General features: G+C 66.7%; 21 protein-coding genes. 15 read left to right on the top strand and 6 right to left on the bottom strand.

Annotated features, from left to right (window positions below):
* Window positions 1–201 precede the first annotated feature (201 nt).
* The 5 genes from CXZ10_RS10070 to CXZ10_RS10090 all read left to right on the top strand — a co-directional run bounded on the left by CXZ10_RS10070 (window position 202) and on the right by CXZ10_RS10090 (window position 5,111).
* Complete coding sequence (locus CXZ10_RS10070; protein ID WP_101289036.1) at window positions 202–1,347, top strand: type III PLP-dependent enzyme; 1,146 nt, start codon at window positions 202–204, stop codon at window positions 1,345–1,347.
* A 79-nt stretch (window positions 1,348–1,426) separates the two neighbouring features.
* Window positions 1,427–1,951 carry a GNAT family N-acetyltransferase gene (locus CXZ10_RS10075; RefSeq protein WP_101289037.1) on the top strand — a complete coding sequence of 175 codons (525 nt, stop codon included), beginning with the start codon at window positions 1,427–1,429 and terminating at the stop codon, window positions 1,949–1,951.
* Between the two features lie 214 nt (window positions 1,952–2,165).
* A complete protein-coding gene (locus tag CXZ10_RS10080) occupies window positions 2,166–3,137 on the top strand; it encodes an SPFH domain-containing protein (protein ID WP_101289137.1) in 972 nt (323 codons plus the stop codon).
* 13 nt (window positions 3,138–3,150) lie between these two features.
* On the top strand, window positions 3,151–3,609 hold the full coding sequence (locus CXZ10_RS10085; RefSeq protein ID WP_101289138.1) for an NfeD family protein: 459 nt from the start codon (window positions 3,151–3,153) through the stop codon (window positions 3,607–3,609).
* A gap of 125 nt (window positions 3,610–3,734) precedes the next feature.
* Window positions 3,735–5,111, top strand: coding sequence for an outer membrane beta-barrel protein (locus CXZ10_RS10090; RefSeq protein WP_143741507.1), 1,377 nt, complete (start codon window positions 3,735–3,737; stop codon window positions 5,109–5,111).
* Between the two features lie 11 nt (window positions 5,112–5,122).
* On the opposite strand, the gene CXZ10_RS10095 is transcribed toward CXZ10_RS10090, so the two are convergent.
* Complete coding sequence (locus tag CXZ10_RS10095) at window positions 5,123–6,040, bottom strand: DMT family transporter (protein WP_244617271.1); 918 nt, start codon at window positions 6,038–6,040, stop codon at window positions 5,123–5,125.
* Between the two features lie 256 nt (window positions 6,041–6,296).
* Between CXZ10_RS10095 and CXZ10_RS10100 the strand changes: the two genes are divergently transcribed.
* Both CXZ10_RS10100 and CXZ10_RS10105 read left to right on the top strand, forming a co-directional pair.
* Window positions 6,297–7,592 carry an adenylosuccinate synthase gene (locus CXZ10_RS10100; RefSeq protein WP_101289040.1) on the top strand — a complete coding sequence of 432 codons (1,296 nt, stop codon included), beginning with the start codon at window positions 6,297–6,299 and terminating at the stop codon, window positions 7,590–7,592.
* Between the two features lie 131 nt (window positions 7,593–7,723).
* Window positions 7,724–9,586: a hypothetical protein gene (locus CXZ10_RS10105; RefSeq protein ID WP_101289041.1), complete on the top strand. Its 1,863-nt coding sequence runs from the start codon at window positions 7,724–7,726 to the stop codon at window positions 9,584–9,586.
* Between the two features lie 8 nt (window positions 9,587–9,594).
* Here the strand turns inward: CXZ10_RS10105 and CXZ10_RS10110 are convergent, their stop codons facing one another.
* Window positions 9,595–9,915: a DMT family transporter gene (locus CXZ10_RS10110; protein ID WP_101289042.1), complete on the bottom strand. Its 321-nt coding sequence runs from the start codon at window positions 9,913–9,915 to the stop codon at window positions 9,595–9,597.
* Between the two features lie 114 nt (window positions 9,916–10,029).
* A complete protein-coding gene (locus CXZ10_RS10115; RefSeq protein ID WP_143741508.1) occupies window positions 10,030–10,383 on the bottom strand; it encodes a hypothetical protein in 354 nt (117 codons plus the stop codon).
* Window positions 10,384–10,483: 100 nt separating this feature from the next.
* Between CXZ10_RS10115 and CXZ10_RS10120 the strand changes: the two genes are divergently transcribed.
* The 3 genes from CXZ10_RS10120 to rpmE all read left to right on the top strand — a co-directional run bounded on the left by CXZ10_RS10120 (window position 10,484) and on the right by rpmE (window position 13,025).
* On the top strand, window positions 10,484–11,515 hold the full coding sequence (locus tag CXZ10_RS10120; RefSeq protein ID WP_101289044.1) for an RluA family pseudouridine synthase: 1,032 nt from the start codon (window positions 10,484–10,486) through the stop codon (window positions 11,513–11,515).
* 136 nt (window positions 11,516–11,651) lie between these two features.
* Window positions 11,652–12,548, top strand: a complete 897-nt coding sequence (rpoH, locus tag CXZ10_RS10125; RefSeq protein WP_101289045.1) for an RNA polymerase sigma factor RpoH — start codon at window positions 11,652–11,654, stop codon at window positions 12,546–12,548.
* Window positions 12,549–12,797: 249 nt separating this feature from the next.
* Window positions 12,798–13,025, top strand: a complete 228-nt coding sequence (gene rpmE / locus CXZ10_RS10130; protein ID WP_101289046.1) for a 50S ribosomal protein L31 — start codon at window positions 12,798–12,800, stop codon at window positions 13,023–13,025.
* 126 nt (window positions 13,026–13,151) lie between these two features.
* On the opposite strand, the gene rcdA is transcribed toward rpmE, so the two are convergent.
* Together rcdA and CXZ10_RS10140 are read right to left on the bottom strand one after the other, a co-directional pair.
* On the bottom strand, window positions 13,152–13,685 hold the full coding sequence (rcdA, locus tag CXZ10_RS10135; RefSeq protein WP_101289047.1) for a protease adaptor protein RcdA: 534 nt from the start codon (window positions 13,683–13,685) through the stop codon (window positions 13,152–13,154).
* Window positions 13,686–14,149: 464 nt separating this feature from the next.
* Window positions 14,150–14,341, bottom strand: coding sequence for a DUF1192 domain-containing protein (locus CXZ10_RS10140; RefSeq protein WP_101289048.1), 192 nt, complete (start codon window positions 14,339–14,341; stop codon window positions 14,150–14,152).
* A gap of 138 nt (window positions 14,342–14,479) precedes the next feature.
* Here CXZ10_RS10140 and CXZ10_RS10145 point away from each other — a divergent pair, with 138 nt between their 5' ends.
* The 5 genes from CXZ10_RS10145 (at window position 14,480) to CXZ10_RS10165 (ending at window position 19,972) form a co-directional block, all read left to right on the top strand.
* A complete protein-coding gene (locus tag CXZ10_RS10145) occupies window positions 14,480–15,478 on the top strand; it encodes an NAD(P)H-quinone oxidoreductase (protein WP_101289049.1) in 999 nt (332 codons plus the stop codon).
* 134 nt (window positions 15,479–15,612) lie between these two features.
* A complete protein-coding gene (locus tag CXZ10_RS10150) occupies window positions 15,613–16,311 on the top strand; it encodes a DUF1013 domain-containing protein (RefSeq protein WP_210199897.1) in 699 nt (232 codons plus the stop codon).
* Window positions 16,312–16,611: 300 nt separating this feature from the next.
* Window positions 16,612–18,330 (top strand): alpha/beta hydrolase family protein, encoded by a 1,719-nt coding sequence (locus tag CXZ10_RS10155; protein ID WP_101289050.1) that lies wholly within the window; start codon window positions 16,612–16,614, stop codon window positions 18,328–18,330.
* 184 nt (window positions 18,331–18,514) lie between these two features.
* A complete protein-coding gene (locus CXZ10_RS10160) occupies window positions 18,515–19,507 on the top strand; it encodes a helix-turn-helix transcriptional regulator (RefSeq protein WP_101289051.1) in 993 nt (330 codons plus the stop codon).
* Window positions 19,508–19,789: 282 nt separating this feature from the next.
* On the top strand, window positions 19,790–19,972 hold the full coding sequence (locus CXZ10_RS10165) for a YdcH family protein (protein ID WP_101289052.1): 183 nt from the start codon (window positions 19,790–19,792) through the stop codon (window positions 19,970–19,972).
* A 79-nt stretch (window positions 19,973–20,051) separates the two neighbouring features.
* Here the strand turns inward: CXZ10_RS10165 and CXZ10_RS10170 are convergent, their stop codons facing one another.
* Window positions 20,052–21,212 (bottom strand): OpgC family protein, encoded by a 1,161-nt coding sequence (locus CXZ10_RS10170; protein ID WP_101289053.1) that lies wholly within the window; start codon window positions 21,210–21,212, stop codon window positions 20,052–20,054.
* Between the last annotated feature and the right edge of the window lie 12 nt (window positions 21,213–21,224).

The raw sequence follows: 21,224 nt of genomic DNA on the forward strand, positions 1-21,224 counted from the left end.
GCTGCACGACCTGGGATCTTGATCGCACGGCGCATCTTCGCCGGGCGCTTGGGGTTCAAGGCCGCAACTGACATCCACCGTCTTCCGGGAACGGAAGGCGATGAGGATACATCCGCTCGCGCGTGCCGGGTCCACACCGGTCGCGGAGAGAGGGTCGCTCATCCTCAGATCGTAGAGTTTGGACGACGGAGTTCCAGGGCCATGACCGCGCGCATTCTTGACTTCCTTGCCAGCCGACGACCCGAAGGCCCCTGCCTGGTGGTCGACCTCGATGTCGTCCGCGACAACTTCAATGCCTTCCGCCATGCGCTGCCCGACACCCGCATCTACTATGCGGTGAAGGCCAATCCGGCGCCGGAAGTGCTGCAGTTGCTCGCCGATCTCGGCTCGTCCTTCGACTGCGCCTCGATCCCGGAGATCGAGATGGTGCTGGCCACCGGCGCGACCGCCGACCGCATCTCCTTCGGCAACACCATCAAGAAGGAGCGCGACGTCGCCCGCGCCCTCGAGCTCGGCGTCAACCTGTTCGCGGTCGATTGCGAGGCCGAGGTCGACAAGATCGCCCGTCAGGCCGAGGCGACCGGCACGGTCGGCGCCCGGGTGTTCTGCCGCATCCTGTGCGACGGCGCCGGCGCCGAGTGGCCGCTCAGCCGCAAGTTCGGCTGCGAGCCGTCGATGGCCGCCGAGGTGCTGGAGCACGCCCATCGCGCCGGGCTCACCGCCTATGGCATCTCCTTCCATGTCGGGTCGCAGCAGGCCAATCTCGACGCCTGGGACGGCGCGCTGTCGTCGGCTTCCGCCATTTTCGGCGAACTGGCCGAGCGCGGCATCCAGCTCAAGATGGTCAACCTTGGCGGTGGCTTCCCGACCCGCTATCTCAAGGACGTGCCGGCGACGGAGGCCTATGGCCGCTCGATCGACGAGGCGGTGCGACGGCATTTCGGCAACCACGTGCCCGAGACGATCATCGAGCCGGGTCGCGGCATGGTGGGCGGTGCCGGCATGATCAAGGCGGAAGTGGTGCTGATCTCCAAGAAGCATCGCGACGACGAGCAGCGCTGGGTCTATCTCGACATCGGCAAGTTCGGCGGTCTGGCCGAGACGATGGAAGAGGCGATCCGCTACCCGATCCGCACCCGCCACGACGGGTCCGCGACCGCGCCCTGCGTGCTGGCCGGCCCGACCTGCGACAGTGCGGACGTGCTCTACGAGAAGACGCCCTACGAGCTGCCGATCAGCCTGGAGATTGGCGACGAAGTGCTGATCGAAGGCACCGGCGCCTACACGACGACCTATTCGGCGGTAGCCTTCAACGGTTTCTCGCCGCTCAAGTCCTACGTGATCTGAACCCACTCCGGGCGGCTTCCGACCGGTTCCTTGTGACTTCATCGCCCCGCCGGGAGCGGCGGGGGACGGGGTTGCCTCGATGATCGCCTACATGAACGAACAGGCGGGTGACGTCTTTGCCCGCGAAATGCTGCTCGACCGGGCCTTCGGTCCGGCTCGCTTCCGCAAATCCTCGGAGAAAATTCGCTCGGGGCGTCTGCCCTCCGAGGGGCTGGCGCTCGTTGCCCGGGACGGTGATCGTCTCGTTGGCAGCGTGCGCCTGTGGGAAGCGGCGGCCGGCCGCATGCCGCTGTTGCTGCTCGGCCCGTTGGCCGTCGACGACGACTGCCGCGGCGCCGGCATCGGCGCGGCGCTGATGCGCCTTGCCCTCGAGAAGGCGCGGGCGCTCGGCCATGGCGCCGTCGTCCTGGTAGGCGATGAGCCCTATTACCGCCGCTTCGGTTTCTCGACGGATGGCATGGAGCGGCTCGCCATGCCCGGCCCCTTCGAGCGGGCCCGCTTCCTCGGTCTCGAACTCGTTCCCGGCGCGCTCAAGGGCGCCGAGGGCGTGCTCCGGCCGACCGGCCGCCTCGCGCCCGTCCATCCCGCGACGGTTGCTGCTTGAGGCGGCAATCGCCGGTGGCGATTGCCTTTTCTCGGCCTCAGTCGCCGGCGGACCTCCGGTCCTTGGCTTTCGCGCTCCGCGCGGGCGCCGCTTGGCGCCGGAAGCCGCTCACGCGGCTTCGACATGCTCGCGCGTCCGGCCGACCATTTGAAATTCCTCCCGGAAATGCCTAGACTTACAGGACGTTTCCGGGAGGCTTCTCATGAACGTGTTTTTGAGCGGCGGTGATATCGCGATCATCGCCCTGGTTCTGTTCGCGATCATCGTTCTGTTCGCCGGCATCAAGCAGGTGCCGCAGGGCTACAACTGGACCGTCGAGCGCTTTGGACGCTACACGCGCACGCTTCAGCCCGGTCTCAACCTGATCATTCCCTTCTTCGATCGCATCGGCGCCAAGCTCAACCGCATGGAGCAGGTGCTCGACGTGCCGAGCCAGGAGATCATCACCCGCGACAACGCCACCTGCACGGTCGATGGCGTGGCCTTCTATCAGGTGCTGGATGCGGCACGCGCCGCCTATGAGGTGTCCAACCTGCAGATGGCCATTCTCAACATCACCATGACCAACATCCGCACGGTGATGGGCTCGATGGACCTCGACAATCTCCTCTCCAACCGCGACGAGATCAACGCCCGCCTGTTGCACGTGGTCGACGCGGCGACAGAGGCCTGGGGCGTCAAGATCACCCGCGTCGAGATCAAGGACATCAACCCGCCGGCCGATCTCGTGGCCTCCATGGCGCGGCAGATGAAGGCGGAACGCGAGAAGCGTGCCCAGATTCTCGAGGCCGAGGGCCTGCGCCAGTCGGCGATCCTGAAGGCCGAGGGCGAGAAGCAGGCGCAGGTGCTGCAGGCCGAAGGTCGGCGCGAGGCCGCCTTCCGCGATGCCGAGGCGCGCGAGCGTCTTGCCGAAGCCGAGGCCAAGGCAACGGCGATGGTGTCGGAAGCGGTGGCGCGCGGCGACGTGCAGGCGCTCAACTATTTCGTCGCCGACAAGTATACGCAGGCGCTCGGCCAGTTTGCCCAGTCGCCCAACCAGAAGATCCTGATGCTGCCGGTCGAGGCGTCGGCGCTGATCGGCTCGCTCGGCGGTATCGCCGAACTGGCGCGCGCCGCCTTCGCTGGCGATGGCCCTCAGGATGGAACGCCGCGCCGCCGCGGCGCCGTGCCGCCGGTCGGCGGCTGAAGGACGTGGTATCATGGGTGTCCTTGAAGGACTGATCGCCTATCTCGGGCCGTGGTCGTGGCTGGTGCTGGCGCTTCTCCTGGCCGGCATCGAGGTGATGGTGCCCGGCACCTTCTTCATCTGGTTCGGCGCAGCGGCACTGGTCGTCGGCCTCCTGGCGCTCGCCGTCGCGCTGAGTTGGCAGGTGGAGCTCATCCTGTTCGTCGTGCTGTCGGCAGTGGCGGTGCTGGTCGGCCGGCGCTTTTACGGCCGGGCAGCCAAGGAGAGCGACGGCTTCGCCAATGACCGCCTCGGCCGACAGGTCGGTCGCATCGCCGTGGTCGACCGGGCGATCGAGGGCGGTTCGGGCCATATACGGCTCGACGATACCGTCTGGCGGGCCGACGGACCGGATCTTCCCGTCGGTGCGCGGGTGCGAATCACCGGTCATCGCGACGGCCGTTTCCTGGTGGAACCGGCGCCGGCCGGCTGAGAAAAGACTAACGAAGCGTTAACCAATTCCCTTTACCTTTCGTCAACACTGGATACCGCTCGGGGCGGTGGGCGCGGCGACGGAGGCAGGGCGTGCATCGGCGGCAGACCTTTCGGGCTCTGGCGATGGCGTCAATCCTTCTCGCCGCGCCGTCATTTGCGCAGGACGCCGACGACGCGGAGGCCGTGCCGGCCCTGAAGCGCACCTTTCCGACAAGGCCGGTCAACACGACCGCCGATCCATCGCTTGCCGACATGGAGCAGGGCGAGTCTTCCGGGACTGGCAAGTCCGAACCTGCCGATCTCGCCATTCCCCTGTTGCGCCCCAGCCTTGCTCCTGTTGATCTCAGGTCCGTCGTCCGGCCGCTGCCGCCCGGTCAGTCGGCCAAGTTGCCGGCGGTGGCGCCCAGCCTGCCGGCGGTCACCCGCGAGGCCGACGCCCGTGCCGAATATGAGCCGCTCGGGCTGCGTCTCGGCAGCGTGGTGGTGAATGCGACCTCCTCGACCGGCATAGGTCTTCGTCGTCACTCCGTCGAGGGCAATGAAACCTTCCTCCGTTCGAACGGCGTCCTCACGGCCCGCTCCGACTGGGAGAGCAACAGCCTGGAGCTGCGTCTTGGCGGCGCCTATCGCCGGTCGCTGGCCGGCATCGATGAAACATTGCCGGAGGGTGACGCGCGCCTTTCCGGCCGCTTCGACATCACCGATGCTGACCGCCTCACGGCGTCGGCCGGCTGGACCTTGCGCGATGACACATCGGGGGACGGCAAGGAGAACACCTTCTCCGGCACGCTGGGCTACGAGCGGTTCGGCGGCATCGTCGGCCTCAAGACCGCTCTCGGCGTTGACCGGACGGTGAATGAGACCGACCCGACGCTCGACAACGCCGCATTGTCCCTGTCGCTGCGCCTGTCGCATGACAGCGGCGCCGTGCTGCAGCCCTTCGTCGAGGTTGGCGCCTTCGGTCGCGATTTTGACCGGCCGGCGGCCGGCGACGGCTTCAGCCGCAGCGGCGTTGGTGGCGAGGCCAAGGTTGGCGTCGCCGTGGCGCGCGACGACCTCACGGGCGAGATCGCCCTCGGCTATGGCTATGAGTGGCTCAAGGAAGACAGCCTGGACGACGTTTCCGGCGTGATCGGCTCGGCCTCGCTGTCCTGGGACGCCACCGAGCTTCTTCGCCTCACCGGGACTGCAACGACCAGCTTCGAGCCGACCTCGTCGGCCGGCGCGTCGGGCGTCGTCAAGCGCATCGGCGAGACCACCGTCACCTACGCGCTGGCGCCCAACGCCTTCGTTGTGGCCGGCGGCGGGCTGACGCTGGAGGATTATGTCGGTGTCGATCGAAAGGTCACGACCACGACGCTGAAGGCCGGGCTCGGATACAAGCTCAACCGGTCGGTGGAGCTGGGCCTCGACGGCGAGCACAAGATCGTCCGGTCGAGCGAAGCCGGCGGCGACTACACCGACAGCAGCATCACCGCGACGCTGACCCTGCGCCAGTAAAAACCGAAGTTTCAGGCTACCTCGCCGCGCTTGCTCCATTCCGCCCAGAAGATGCCGCCGAGCACCAGCGCCAGGGCCAGCGCGTGATAGGGGCGGAAGCTCTCGCCGAGCACCAGGACCGCCAGGAGCGAGCCGAAGACCGGAATGAGGTTGATGAACACGCCGGCCCGACCGGGGCCGACCAACTCGACGCCGCGCACGAAGAAAACCTGCGACACCACCGACGGAAAGACGGCGCAATAGGCGACCACCGCCCAGCCGAAGGGTGTCGGCGCCACATACTGCCCCATGGCGATCTCTGCGGCGAGGAAGGGCAGCGAGGTGAGGAAGGCGGCCACCGACAGGCCGGCGAAGAAGGAGAGGCCGGCGATCTTCGGCCGACGCGGCAGGAGCACGGTGTAGAGGGCATAGACGACGCAGGCGCCGAGCATCATCAGGTCGCCGGCGTTGAAGTCGAGCGAGGCGAGGGTGCTCAGGTCGCCCTTGACGGCGATGACCCCGACGCCGACCAGCGTCGTCGCCATGCCGGCCAACTGTCCCGACCCGGCCCGCGTGCCGGCGATCAGGTAGGCGAAGACGAAGACGAGGCCGGGCAGGGCGCCCTGGATGATGCCGATGTTGACGGCCGAGGTGAAATGGGCGGCGATATAGAAGAAGGCGTTGAAGAAGGTGAAGCCGAGCGCGCCCATCGCCAGCATGTAGGGGAGGCGTCCCTTCATCACCGGCCAGTCGGCCATGATGGGCTTCATGGCGAAGAGGGCGAGCAACAGCAGCACGCCCGACCAGCGAAAGGTGGTCAGCGCCATCGGCGACACCTCGCCCACGGCGAGGCGGCTTGCCACCGCATTGCCGGCCCAGAACAGTGGCGACAGCACCAGCAGCAGATAGGGTCGGCCATAGAGGCGCGACCAGAGACCGTCATCAGCCAAGAAACACCTCTCACCCAAGCGCTTTACCATGCCTTCCTAAAGTGTCCGGCCGCCGTGCGCACGCCTCTTCGGGGCGATCCGGTACGCCGGAAGCTGGACAAATGCCAGATTTCCGACATCGCGGCTTTCATTGACGGGCTGGCGTCGTTATAGTCGGTCAAGCCCCGGTACCCAAGGTATCGGGGCTTTCCGTGTGTGTGCTGCGATGGCGGCGCGGCGCGGAAAGGTCTGACACTTGAACGACGGGACCTTTTCAATGGCGAACGTAGTGGTGGTCGGCTCCCAGTGGGGAGACGAAGGCAAAGGCAAAATCGTCGACTGGCTGTCCGAGCGGGCCGACGTGGTCGTCCGGTTCCAGGGCGGTCACAATGCCGGCCACACCCTGGTGATCGACGGCGTCTCCTACAAGCTGTCGCTGCTGCCCTCCGGCGTCGCCCGTCCGGGCAAGCTCTCTGTCATCGGCAATGGCGTGGTGGTCGATCCCCGCGCCTTCGTCACCGAGGTAACGCGCATCCGCGAGCAGGGCGTGAAGATCAGCCCCGACAATCTGCGCATCGCCGAGAACGCCTCCCTGATCCTGTCCATCCACCAGGAGCTCGACGAGCTGCGTGAGAACGCTGCCTCGCCGTCGACCCGCATCGGTACCACCAAGCGCGGCATCGGCCCCGCCTATGAGGACAAGGTGGGCCGTAGAGCGATCCGCCTCGTCGACCTCGCCCATCCCGAGACGCTGAACAACCGCATCGAGCGGCTGCTCGCCCACCACAATCCGCTGCGTCGCGGCCTCGGCCACCCGGAGATCGCCGCCGAGACCATCCGCGAGGAGCTGATGGCGGTGGCCGACTTCATCCTGCCCTACATGGATGTCACCTGGCGGCTGCTCGACGAGAAGCGCAAGTCCGGCGCCCGCATCCTGTTCGAGGGCGCGCAGGGTGCGCTGCTCGACAACGATCACGGCACCTATCCCTTCGTCACCGGCTCCAACACCATGGCCGGGCAGGCGGCGGCTGGTTCCGGCATGGGGCCGGGCGCGCTCGACTACGTGCTCGGCATCACCAAGGCCTATACGACGCGCGTCGGTTCCGGTCCGTTCCCGACGGAACTGTTCGACGAGGTCGGCGACTTCCTCGGCCAGCGCGGCAAGGAGTTCGGCACCGTCACCGGCCGCAAGCGCCGCTGCGGCTGGTTCGATGCCGTGCTGGTACGCCAGACGGTGGTCGCCTCGGGCATCAACGGCATCGCGCTGACCAAGCTCGACGTGCTCGATGGACTCGATGAGATCAAGGTTTGCATCGGCTACGAGATCGACGGCCGCACCCTCGACTACCTGCCCTCCAACCAGGAAGAGCAGGCGCGGGTGAAGCCCATCTACGAGACCATGGAAGGTTGGAAGGAATCGACGGCAGGCGCCCGTTCCTGGGCCGAACTGCCGGCACAGGCCATCAAGTATGTGCGCCACATCGAGGAATTGATCGGTACGCCGGTAGCCATGCTTTCCACCAGTCCTGATCGGCTCGACACCATTCTTGTGCGTGATCCGTTTCAGGATTAAGTGATTCACCACGTTTTGCCGGCCTTTCCGCCGCAAAAAAGCCCGGCCGCCGTCGCAAGGCTGGCCGCCGGGTGTCCTATCGAAACAGCGTTCCGCCGCGAGGCGGGGCGCCAAGCCGAGAGATGCGGTACATGGCCGACTACTATCCCGTGTTGAAGCGCGCTATTTCCTCGCTGCCGTCGGGGTCCGGCGAGGCGAGGCGCGCCGTCTACGAGAAGGCTCGGGTCGCCCTCCTCCGCCAGCTCAGCTCCTACAATCCGCCGCTGTCGCCGACCGAGATCGCCGACCAGCGCGTGGCGCTCGAGGATTGCATTCGCCGGGTCGAGGCCGAGGTCGCCGGACCGCCGGAAGACGCGGCCGCCAGCGCCGACGCCCATACGCCGGCACCGGTCGCGTCCCCGCCGGCTGCCCCCGCTGCTGCCAAGGTGGAGCCGCCGCCGGAAGCCGCTCACCGCAGCGAGCCGGAACCGCACCTGGAGGCCACGCGCGAGGAGCCGGCCGCCGCGCCGCGTCGCAGCGGGCTGGCCTCGCTCGTTCAACCGGAAATGAACCCGTTCCGGCACATCGAGCCGCTCGCTCAGCCGGAAATGAATCCGTTCCATCACATCGAGCCGTTGGCGGGGCGCAGCGGCGGCGCCACCCGCGCGGCTCCGGCGGATCGGGCTCCGGCGAACCCACCCTCCGAGCGCCCTCGGCTGCCGACGGGCCGGCTGCCCGACGAGCGGGGCGAACCGCGCATCGGTGTCGGCGTCAGCGCGTTGTCGCGGACGTTGAAGCAGGCCGATACGCTCGGCGAGGCGTCGTCCACTGCCGTGCGGGCAGCGCGCCACGCCATGAGCGAGGTCGATGAGGTTGACGAGCCGGCGTCTGCCGACCGCGTCGAGCCGGATCTCGGCACCCCACGGCCGGTCAGCGTGCGTCTGGACCCGCCTGTCACGGGGACATCGGAAAAGCTCGAACCCGAGCGGTTGCAGCCCCAGCGCGAGGCGGCGACGCTGCCCTGGCCCGAGGAGCGGACCGGTGCCAGCCGGCGCCTCCGTGTGGTGCTGATCGGCTTTGCCATTCTGCTGCTCCTCGCGCTTGTCGGCGCCGGTGCGTATGCGTTCCGGGACCCCCTCGCGGAACTGTTCGCCAGTGCGCCGCAGACGGAAACCAACGCTGCGACCACCGCCGACGATGGTCTGTCGCCCAAGATTCTGGATCGCCTGCCGGCCGAAGGCGAGGCGCCGGCAGCGCCCGTCGCTCCGGATGCCGTGTCGGTGCAGACGGAAGCCGTTGCGGCCCCACCCGCCGTCGATCCCGACCTGCCGCCGGCTCCCGGTACCGCGACGGCCATGGCTGAGGCGACGCCGGCCGAGCCTACCCTGTCGCCGGAGACTGGCCCCACGCTGGCGGCGCCTGCCGCGCAGGTGAGCCCGCCGGCCGCGGCTGCCTCGGCCAGCCAAGGCATCGCCGTCGCCCAGAGGGCCATTCTCTATGAAGAGCCCATCCCGGGTTCTCCCGGCACCAAGCTCGACGGGTCGGTGGTCTGGTCCTTCGTCAACGAGCCCGCCTTGCCCGGCGACAAGCCGGTGCCGCAGGTGCGCGGCGACATCGAGGTGCCGGAGATCGGCCTCAAGATGCGCCTGTCGATCCACAAGAACGACGATCAGGCGCTGCCGGCCAGCCATATCGTCGAGCTCTCCTTCGATGTGCCGCCAGCCTTTGCGGGCAAGTTCATCGACGCAGCGCCGGGCATGATCGCCAAGCAGACCGAGGAGGCGCGCGGCGACCCGATCACCGGCGCCGTCGCCAAGGTGTCCGACAGCCTGTTCTGGCTGGCGCTGTCCGGCTTGGAGCAGGATGTCTCGCGCAATATCCAGCTGTTGAAGGATCGGCCGTGGATCGACATTCCGATCCGCTACGGCAACCGCCGCCGCGCCATTCTCACCTTCGAGAAGGGCAGCCCCGGCGAGAAAGCCTTCGCCGACGCCTTCGCCGCCTGGGGGCAGTGAAGCGTCCCTTACTGAGGGCTTGAGAGCTTCATCAGCACGAGACCGGCGAGAATCAGCGCCGCGGCGAGGAGCCGCGTCGCCGTCACGGCTTCGCCCAGCACGGCGACGCCGACCGCGAAGCTGCCGACGGCGCCGATGCCGGTCCACACCGTATAGGCGGTGCCGAGCGGCAGCGACTTCATCGCGACGGCGAGCAGGCCGAAGCTCATGAGCATGGCGACGATGGTGAGGATGCTGGCGCCCAGCTCGGTGAAGCCGGCCGACAGCTTCATGCCATAGGCCCAGACGACTTCCAGCAATCCGGCGATCAGAAGATAAACCCAGGCCATGGCGGCCCTCCTTTCGGTCGGGCCGGGCCGTCCCGGACTTGGAGCTCACCCGCGCGGGTGAGGGAGGACGTGGCCTCGGGGCGGAAATGGGTCAGCTGGCCGTCAGCGTCAAGCCTACTTGGCCAGCAGCACCGCGCGGCCAACCAGCTTGCCGGACGGCAGGTGGTGGATCTCGACGACCTTGCCCTCGGGGCCGTCGATGGTCAGCGACAGGCGGTCACCGTCGACGTCGGTGGCGACCACGGTGCCGGGCGTCACCACCTCGACCAAGGTCTGGAAGGCGCCGCCGGCCGGCGGGGTGTCGTCGCCGCTCCGGGCGACGCGGAAGGCGATGGCGATGAAGACGGCAAGGAGGCCGACGCCGAGCGTGCCGGCGGCGATCAGCATCATGGTCCTGAGGCGCGCCTGCACGCGGGCAATGGCCGGGTCGAGCGGCGCCTCGGCTTCGTCGTCGGTCGGCCCTGCCATGATGCTTTCCTTCAGCGCGGATTTCTGCGATAGGCGCATTTAGCGAATCCGGCGCGGTTTGTCGACGTGCCGCCCGGCTAGCGGGCATTCAGGAGCATCCATGGCGGACGACGAAGACATCGGCCTCGACGACGACGGCGGCGAGACGCGAACGGCCAGCATCGAGGTGGCCGCCAAGACGCGGTTCGACAAGCTGGTTGCCGAGGCCTTTCCCGATGTCAGCCGTTCACGTCTCAAGGCGCTGATCGAGGCGGGCGCGGTGGCGGTCGACGGGGCCGTCGTCACCGACGCGGCGCGGAAGCTCGCCGGCAGCCTCGCGCTCACCGTCGTCGTGCCGCCGGCCGAGGATGCCGAGCCGCAGGGCGAAAACATCCCGCTCGACGTGGTCTACGAGGATGACGAGCTGATCGTCATCGACAAGCCGGCCGGTCTCGTGGTGCATCCGGCCGCCGGCAACTGGACCGGCACGCTGGTCAACGCGCTGATCGCCCATTGCGGCGACAGCCTGTCGGGGATCGGCGGCGTCCGCCGGCCGGGCATCGTCCACCGGCTCGACAAGGACACCACCGGCCTGATGGTGGTGGCGAAGACCGACCGGGCGCATGCCGGGCTCGCCGCCCAGTTCGCCGACCATGGCCGCACCGGCCCGTTGGAGCGTGGCTACCTGGCGCTGGTCTGGGGCAGCCCGGAGCCGTTTCGCGGCACCATCGAGGCGCCGCTCGGCCGCTCGTCGTCCGACCGGACCAAGATCGCCATTGTCCGGGGCGGTGGCGGCAAGGAGGCCATCACCCATTACGAGGTGGCAGAGCGCTTCCCGACGGAGGCGGGGCGTGGTGCCGTCGCTTCGCTGGTCGAATGCCATCTCGAAACGGGGCGAACGCATCAGATCCGCGTGCATCTCACCTCGGCCGGCCATCCCCTCGTCGGCGACACGGTCTATGGCTCGCACTTCCTGACCAAGGTCAACCGTCTGCCGGAGGCGACCGCGATGGCGGTGCGGGCCTTCCAGAGACAGGCGCTGCACGCATTCTTGATCGCTTTCGAGCATCCCGTGACCGGCGAGCTCCTGCATTTTGAGAGCGGATTGCCTCGGGATATGGCAGACTTGGTGTCGGCGTTTCGGGAACTTTAGGCTTTTTCATAGGTTACCCATGAAAATGCCGGGATCGTTCCTATATTCGTCTCTCAGTGTGCTTGCTCGGCAAGGCACTGAAGGGGATGCCGTGTCCGTTCGGGAGCGGTCCCAAGACCGTTAAGGGGGGTGCTCGATGGCCCGTACCACATTGCCGATGATCGCCGCGGGAGAGGGCGGTCTCAGCCGCTATCTCGACGAGATTCGCCGCTTTCCGATGCTTGAGCCGCAGGAAGAATACATGCTGGCCAAGCGCTATGCGGACTATGGCGACCGCGACGCCGCCCAGAAGCTCGTCACCTCCCACCTGCGCCTCGTCGCCAAGATCGCCATGGGCTATCGCGGTTATGGGCTGCCGATCGGCGAGGTCATTTCCGAGGGCAACGTCGGCCTGATGCAGGCGGTCAAGCGCTTCGAGCCCGACAAGGGCTTCCGCCTCGCCACCTATGCCATGTGGTGGATCAAGGCGGCCATCCAGGAATACATTCTGCGCTCGTGGTCGCTGGTCAAGATGGGCACGACCGCCAACCAGAAGCGACTGTTCTTCAACCTGCGCAAGGCCAAGAGCCAGCTGCAGGCGCTGGGCGACGGCGACCTCAAGCCCGATCAGGTGGAGGCGATCGCCACCAAGCTGGGCGTCACCGAGGAAGACGTCGTCTCGATGAACCGGCGCCTCTCCGGCGACGCCTCGCTCAATTCGCCGCTGCGCTCGGACAGCGAGAGCGGCGAGTGGCAGGACTGGCTGGTCGACGACCGCGACGACCAGGAAACGGTGATGGCCGAGACGGAAGAGCTCGACCAGCGCCGCGCCATGCTGAAGCGGGCGCTCGGCGTGCTCAACGAGCGCGAGCGCCGCATCTTCGAGGCGCGTCGGCTTGCCGAGGACCCGATGACGCTGGAGGACCTTTCCACGGAGTTCGGCGTCAGCCGCGAGCGTGTCCGCCAGATCGAGGTGCGCGCCTTCGAGAAGGTGCAGGAAGCCGTCAAGGCCCAGGCTCGCGAACAGGTGCCGGCCGTCGTTGCGGCCGGCTGACCCGAAACGCTCGCGAGGCGGCGCGAAAAGCGCTCCTCCGCTTGCTCGGTGCTTGTCCGCGCCGAGCCTTTGCGCTATAGAGGCGCCCGACCGGGCCATGCGGTGGACCGGAGGCGAGCCGCCCGAGGGTTTCCTCGGGGCGGCTCGTTCCTCTGATGAGCCGCAGCGTGGCCGACACCCAACACCGTGCGCCCCGACAAGGCCGGCGTCACTGATTGCGCCTCGCGGGCGCCGGAAAGGACCAAGAAGATGAAGCAGGGCATTCATCCCGACTATCACGACATCAAGGTCGTCATGACCGACGGCACCGAGTTCATCACCCGCTCCTGCTACGGCGCCAAGGATGCGACGCTGAACCTCGACATCGACCCGAAGGTGCATCCGGCCTGGACCGGCGGTCAGCAGCAGCTGATGGACCGCGGCGGCCGTCTGTCGCGCTTCAACTCCAAGTTCGGCGGTCTGTTCGCCACCAAGTAAGGTTCGGCGACCGCGTAGATACGAAAACCCCGGCGAGTGCTGCTCGCCGGGGTTTTTGTTTTGTGGCAGGGGTGGGGCGCATCAGTCCGCCGGCGCCTCTCCGCGCCGGCGAGCCGCTTGTGGCGGTCAGCTCTCGGCGCGGCGGGCGCCGAAGGCGTTGGCGAGACGGTCGAGGTCGCGGGCGACGAGGTTGGCGGCCGGTTCGGCGGCGGTCTCGTAGACCGCCTTGTCCATGTGGACGATGCGCTCGTGCAGGCGATCGGTGCGTTCGATGATGGCGCGGAGCGTCGCGGGCAGCTCGCTCCACAACGGGCCGGACATGACCGGCGGCTGGAAGTCGAGGCGTACCTTGTTCTTCTCGCTGCGGGCCTGCTCGGGCGACATTTCGCCCTCGTTGACGGCGCGCTGCATCAGAAGCCAGGAGGCGATCTGCATCAGGCGGGTGGTGAGGCGCATCGACTCGGTGGAATAGGCCAGCGTGGCGGAGCGGCCGAGCGCCCGGCTCTCGATTCGGCCGTCGCCGTCGAGATAGCCCGCCGTCTCCTCGACCAGCGCCATGCCCTCGCGGAACAGCTCGCGGAACAGTTCCGAATTGAGCGCACGCGCACCGAAGGCGATGGCCTCCGTGCCGGAATGGGACTTGCCGGAAAAATCACTCATTACGCCACCTCTGCACCAGACGCTCGGACGATCGGCCCGGCCGGCTTCGCGCCCATGGCTTGGACTGCGAAAGCGCCGTCGCAAAGAAAAAGCTGGCGGCTCGGGCCGCTCTTCCCCGCAATCCCCAGAAGGGAAAAATGCATCCCCTTCCGGAACAGTCGTCCGACTATGCGCTCAGGGTCGCAACCGGCGTGCCAGGAATGGTCAGGTCCGGATCGAACGTGAATGAAAGGTTAACGCAAAGCGTGTGGGGAGTCTCGGCAAATCCGTTGGCGCCGCCGGCAAGGACCAGCCAAAAAAGAAGGCCGCCAGGGGCGGCCCTTCCTAAGTTGAACAGGGAGGCGTCAAAAGAGTGACAGGAGCCACTCGTGATCCAAAAGAGGGATCACCGTCTTGATAAACGAAACTGGTAAACAGGCCCTTAACAATGAATAATGTTCGATGGATTCCGTTAGCCATGCGCCTCAGAACTTGAAGAGAGAATCGGCGGCGCTGCGCACATCGTCCTTGAGGCGGAGGGCTTCCTCGATCCTGGCAATCTCGGCATGGAGAAGGTCGACGCGGGCGCGAAGCTCGGCGACAGAGAGGCGCGACAGGTCCTGGCCGACGACATGGGCGGGCGGTGGCGGTTCCGGCCGATCATCATCGATGGACATCTGGCTTCCTCCTCGTTGGCGCACAAGGAAGTGAAGGCCGGCCCGGACCACCTGTCAAGCCGGCGAAGAGGAGATAGGCTCACCGGCATGGGTTAGCGGGTCGGCGATTCGCCGCCATCCGCAGGCAGGGAGACGGTCATGGCCGCGTTGCCCCAGGAGATGCTGGCAATCGAGATTTCCCGTCCCGGCGGGCCGGAGGTGCTGGTGCCGACGCGGCGGCCGCTGCCGGACGTGTCCGCCGACGGCGTGCTGATTTCAGTCGAGGCGGCCGGCGTCAACCGGCCGGACGCATTGCAGCGGCAGGGTGCCTATCCGCCGCCGCCGGGCGCCTCCGACATCCCCGGCCTCGAAGTCGCGGGAAGGATCGCGGCGACAGGCACCGATGTGCGCGGCCTCTCGGTCGGCGACAGGGTGACGGCGCTGGTGGCCGGCGGCGGCTATGCCGAGTATTGCGCGGCGCCGGCCGGGAGCTGTCTGCCGTGGCCCGAGGGTTATGACTCGGTCAGGGCGGCGGCGCTGCCGGAGACCTTCTTCACCGTCTGGTCCAACGTCTTCGAGCGGGGGCGGCTTCAGGCCGGCGAGAGCTTCCTCGTCCATGGCGGCACCTCGGGCATCGGCACCACGGCGATCCAGCTTGGCCGCGCCTTCGGGGCGCGCGTCTTCGCCACGGCCGGCAGTGCCGAGAAATGCGAGGCCTGCCGCCGCCTCGGGGCGGAGATCGCCGTCAACTATCGCGACGCGGACTTCGTCGCCGTGCTCAAGGCCGCGACGGAGGGGCGGGGTGTCGACGTGATCCTGGACATGGTGGGCGGCGACTATATCGACCGCAACTATGACCTCGCCGCCGTCGACGGCCGCATCGTGCAGATCGCCTTTCTCGGCGGGGCGAAGGCCACGGCCAACTTCGCGAGATTGATGCAGAAGCGGCTCGTCCACACCGGCTCGACGCTGCGGCCGCGTGAGGCAGCTTTCAAGGCGTCGATCGCCGCCGCGCTTCGCGACAAGGTGTGGCCGCTGCTTGCCGCCGGCAGCGTGGCGCCGGTGATCGATCGGGTGCTGCCCGCCGAGCGGGCGGCGGAGGCGCACACCCGTCTCGAAGCCGACCACATCGGCAAGATCGTGCTGACCTTCGGCTGAAACCGGGATTTTCCGGCTCAGCTCGATTGCGGAACGGGGGCGCGATCTGTATATAGGGGTCATTCCCCAGTCATCGTGATACGAGACGGAGGGCCGCTGGCGAGAGCCGGTGGACCAGCGAAGAGGATTTATCGATGTCGACCCCGTTGATGCCCAAGGCAACCGCCGTCTGGCTGGTCGAGAATACGGCCCTGTCCTTCGACCAGATCGCCGCCTTCTGCAAGCTGCACGCCCTCGAGGTCAAGGCCATCGCCGACGGCGAAGCGGCCCAGGGCATCAAGGGTCTCGATCCCATCCTGACCGGCCAGCTCAGCCGCGAGGACATCGAGAAGGCCGAGAAGGACGGTTCGATCCGCCTGAAGCTGCTCGACCCCAAGGTGCGGGTGCCGGAGGCCAAGCGCCGCGGCCCGCGCTACACGCCGGTGTCGCGCCGCCAGGACCGTCCGAACGCCATTCTCTGGCTGGTGCGCAACCATCCCGAGCTCAAGGACGCGCAGATCATGCGCCTCGTCGGCACCACCAAGACGACGATCGCCCAGATCCGCGACCGCACCCACTGGAACTCCGCCAACCTGACGCCGGCCGACCCGGTGACCCTCGGCCTCTGCTCGCAGATCGAGCTGGACATGGAGGTCGAGAAGGCGGGCAAGGCGTCGCCGGAGAAGGTGCTGACGCAGACCCTGCTGCCGGTGGAAGAGACGACCTCTCCGGATGCGCTCTCCGGCTTCCGCGCCCCGTCGCGCGACGACGAGGAGGAGCTCGACGCCGAGGCGGTGTTCGCCAAGCTCAATGCGCTCTCCGGTCCGAAGTCCGACGAGGACGACGATCTCTGAGGCAAACAAGGAAACGCGGCCGTCTGGAATGGCCGAGTGCAGACAAGGCTCCGGGTTTCCGGGGCCTTTTTGTTTTCCGCTTCGACTGGGGAGACTCTTTTTCGTTCTGCGTCATTGTTTTGCGCCGGCCGTCACTAGGCGGTGGGATGACGGGCCGATTTTATTGGCAAGGCGAGTCCATCCGCTCGCGAGGCCGAGAGCTTGTGACGGAAGGCGGTTCGTCCGCGCCAGCCCGAGGGAAGAGGCAGGCACCGGCGTGGCCGCGGGGGATGGGCCATCATCAGTCCAGGGAGGGACCAAATGGGACGCAGGGCATTGCTGGCCATCGTCGGTGCCGTGATCATGCTGCTAGGCGGGTTGCTGGCCCATTTCACGCAGACGTCGGGCGGCATCCGGATCGAGGACGTGCGCTTTACCGGCGAGAAGGGCAACAGGATGAGCGCGCTCGTCTATGTGCCACCCAACGCCACCGAGCAAACTCCGGCACCGGGCATCCTGGCGGTGCACGGCTACCTCAACTCGCGGGAGACGCAGGGCGACTTTGCCATCGAGTTCGCCCGGCGCGGCTATGTCGTCGTGGCCCTCGATCAGGCCGGCCACGGCTACAGCGATCCGCCGGCCTTCGGCTATGGCTTCGGCGGTCCGGATGGCCTCGCCTATCTGCGCAGCCTGCCCTTTGTCGACAAGAACAACATCGGCCTCGAAGGCCATTCCATGGGCGGCTGGACGGTGCTGGCGGCGGCAGCTGCAATGCCGGACGCCTACAAGGCCCTGGTGCTGGAGGGGTCGTCGACCGGCGCCCCCTTCGCCAAGGAGGGCGATCCGAGCTGGCCGCGCAATCTCGCGGTCGTCTTTTCCAAGTATGACGAGTTTGCCGGCCTCATGTGGGGCAGCCCCAAGCCCACCGCGCTCGGCAGCACGCCGAAGATCCAGGCGGTGTTCGGCGTGCAGGAGCCCATCGAGATCGGCAAGGTTTATGGCGACATCGGCCAGGGCACGGCTCGCATCCTGCAGCAGCCGGCCGTGACCCATCCGGGCGATCACATCAGCCACGAGGCGATCGGCTATGCTGTCGACTGGTTCGGCCAGACGCTGGATGGCGGCACGCCGCTGCGTTCGGACGACCAGATCTGGCTCCGCCGGGAAATCGGCACCGGTGCCGCCCTGGTGGGTTTCGTGGTGCTCCTGCTCGGGACCTTCGACCTGCTGCTCGGCCTGCCGGCCTTTGCCGCCCTGCGCTCGGGCGCGACCGGCGCAGCGGTTGCCGAGCCGCAGCCGGGACGGCGCACGCTGGCCGCCTTCTGGATGACCGTGCTGATCCCGCCGATCACCTATTACCCGGCCTTCATGCTCGGCGAGGTCCTGCTGCCGGCGTCGGCGATCTTCCGCCAGACCTTCACCAGCCAGGTCATGGTCTGGGCGATCATCAACCTGATCATCACCCTGGCGCTGTTGCGCTGGTCGCCCCGATCTTTCGAGCGCAGGGGTGTCGTACTGCCATCGCTCGCCATCGCCCTTGCCGTCGTCGCCGTCGGCTATGTCGCCGTCTGGCTTGCCGATGCGGCGCTCAAGATCGACCTGCGTTTCTGGTTCTTCGCCCTGAAGCTGCCGAGCATGGTTCAGTTCAAGGCGTACCTGCTCTATGTGCTGCCGTTCACGGCCTTCTTCGTCGTGTCCCTGCACATGTTGCATCGCAACTTCAGCGCGCCGGGCACGCCGGCGGTTCGTCACTACGCCGTGACGGTCCTGGCCCTCGTTCTCGGCTTCGCCATCCTGGAGGCCATCCAATACGGCCACCTCTGGCTGACGGGCGAGCTGATCAACCCGATTGCCAACAATCCGCCGCTGGTGCCGCTGTCGACGATCGTCGGCCTGAACTTCCTGCCGGTCTTCACGGCAGTGGGGTTCATCTCGACCTTCACCTGGCAGCGCACGGGCTCGTCGCTGCCAGGGGCGTTGATCTCCGGCCTGCTGGTGACGTGGTACCTCACCGTCGGTACCGCGACGCACTATGCCTGAGGCTGGGGGATGTTGAGCTTCCGGCCGGCGGGGCGACTCGCCGGCCTTTTTGCGCCCGCGCGGGCTAGATCCTTCGTCTGATAAGGGTCTGCCCGTAATCAAGATAAGATGGCGAGCGTGCCGCCGGACCGATCGGTCCGGAACGGGCGGTGGGATCGGAGCATCGGTGGGAGGCGGGAGGCAAATGCCATCGCGGGTGGTCGTATCGACGGCCGATGTTGCCCAAGGCGACAGCTTCTCCTACTTCCGGGAAAAGGTCGCCGGCTATTTCGACGGGCTTGAACTCGTGGAGCCCAAGACCAAATCTCTGGATGCCCGGTTTGAAGCCATCGAGGTCGGCGACATCCAGATCTGCCGCATCACAGGTTCGGAACACGCGGTACGGCGCTCCACATCCGCCTTGCGCAGTTTGCCCGGCGACAAGATCAGCGTGAACTATTGCGACGGCGGCGATTACTTCCTGGACGACGTGCTGGGAAGCGGCTCCGTCCGGTATGGGGCACTGCGCGTCATCGACAACGCCCACGAGTTCGAGTTGCGCCTGCCCAGGGAGAAACGGGTCGTTCTCCATTGTTTCCAGGTTCCGCGCATGGCCTTCGGTGACGGCGTGTCGTTCCGGACGATCAACTCCATCCTGTCGGACTCTCGCTTCGGCTCGCTGATGTCCGACCAGTACCGGGTGTTGGTCAAGGCGCTGCGTCTCGGCAATCTCGCCGCCGTCCATGCAGTGGCCAACGCCACCAGGGCGATGCTGCTGTCGCTGGGCGAGATCACGGACCGGGACGACCGCGAGCGCGACGCGCCGAATGTCGGCATCGCCTCGCTGAAGAGCTACGTTCTGAGCCGCCTCACGGAGTCCGACCTCAACGTCGAGGCGGTGGCCCGCGCCTTCCATTGTTCCGAGCGCACCGTGCAGAACCGTTTTGCGGCCGAGGGCGAGACCTTCTCGTCCTGGCTGCTGTCGCAGCGCCTGGCACGGGCGGAAGAGCTGTTGCTGGCGCCGACCTATGCCCTCAGAAGCGTCGAGTGGATCGGATTTTCCTGCGGCTTTGTCGCCACCCCGCATTTCCATCGCGCGTTCAAGGAGCGCTTCGGAACCACGCCGCGGGCCTTCCGCGAGCGGGGATGCCGGTCCGGCCAGTCTGTGGACGAGTTCATCCAAGCCCCTTTGTCATAGCGGGCTGACGACCGCCTCGGACAGGCAGACAGACGGGCTTGGAGCCTATCCGGCTTTATACGGAGCAGCGGTGCTTTTCCGGGGGAACCGGTGAGACCTTGGTCGATACGGCAATGATCGCAATCATGCGCCGCTTCGTCGCGCAATTATCCATAATATTTACCGAAAACCGCGCAATTTATAAACGCCGGGCGACGCCTTGAACTCCGCGACCATCGACTTCATATCAATTTTGTGACACGATGAATGTGTTGAGGCTCAGCCCACAGCAAGGAGGCCCGAATGTCTGTTCAGTCGCACATTGCAGAACTTGAACGCCGTCACGCCGCTCTCGAGCGCGAGCTCGATGAGGCCAATCAGCACCCGAGCGTCGACGGCACGACATTGCGCGAGTTGAAGCGGCAGAAGCTGGCCCTGAAGGACGAAATCGTCAAGCTGTCCGCCGAAGCCAAGGTCCTCCACTAAGGACATCGCGGTTCGGAATAGTTTGATCCGGCAAACGCCACGGCCTCTGGTCCGTGGCGTTTTGCTTTGAGGGGACGGCTCAGGCCGCGATGGCGTCCTGGGCCGGTTCGGCCATCGGCTTTGGCGCCGCCTTGGCCTTGCTCGCCTTGCCGAGATAGTCGAGGAAGTAGGCGATTGCCGCCTGTGCCAGGATGCCGAAGGCGATGTAGACGATCTGCCCGAAGGGGCCGGGCTGGTCGGCGAACAGATAGACCTGCCCCACCACCGACAGCGCCGTTCCGAGCCAGAACACCGGCAGCGAGTTGCGGCCGATGCGCGACAGCACGCCATCCGGCGACAGGCGGCCGAGCCAGCCCATGATCAACCGGCTGTGGCCGATGACATAGGCCAGCGACAGGATGTGCAGGAGGCGCGGCAGCGCCACCCACGGCTTCTCGTTGATCTGGAAGTTATGCGGCAGCCAGCTGACGTTGGGAATGCTGCCGTAGAGATTGTAGCGGTGGTAGATGCAGGTGGCGATCAGATAGCCGAGCGCCAGCCACCAGAGCGGCCGGTAGAATGCGACCGGCGTCTCGCCGCGCAGCACGCGCACGCCGACGAAGAAGCCGGTTCCGAAGATCAACTGCCAGGTGAAGGGGTTGAAGAACCAGCCGCCGCTGCTCGGATAGCTCGGCATGTTGAGGCCCCAGACATGGGCAGCGGCGTAGATGGCGAAAGAGGTGGCCAGCATGGCGCCCAGGCCCAGGAAGCGGGCCACGATCATCAGCACCGGCAGGAAGACCAGCAGGCAGACATAGAGCGGCAGGATGTTGTGATAGCCGATCTGCTGCGTCATCAAGGGTATGCCGATCAGGGCCTTGGTCGGTTGGGCGAAGATGGTGTCGATGTTGAGGGGTATCTCCAGGATCGGCATGCCCCATTGCTGAAGCGCGAAGCAGAAGATGCCGAGGCCGACCATCAGAGAGGCGATGTGGGCGACGTAGAGCACGCCGACGCGCTTGGCGATCTTGGCGAGCGGCAGGGCGAAGGCGCCGGCCGAAAAGCGCGGGAAGTAGGCGAAGGCCGAGGCGACGCCGGCCAGGAGCACAAAGGCCTCGGCGGAATCCGAGAGGCCAAAGTTCTTGTGCGTGAAGGGCTCAAGCACGTTGCCGGGAATGTGGTTGATGAAAATGGAGAGGAGCGCCAGGGCACGCAGAACGTCGATGCGGTGATCGCGTTTGCCGAGCGGCTTGATATTCATTCTTTTCTCCCG

This window comes from Pleomorphomonas diazotrophica (assembly GCF_002844595.1).
GTDB classification, from domain to species: Bacteria; Pseudomonadota; Alphaproteobacteria; order Rhizobiales; family Pleomorphomonadaceae; genus Pleomorphomonas; species Pleomorphomonas diazotrophica.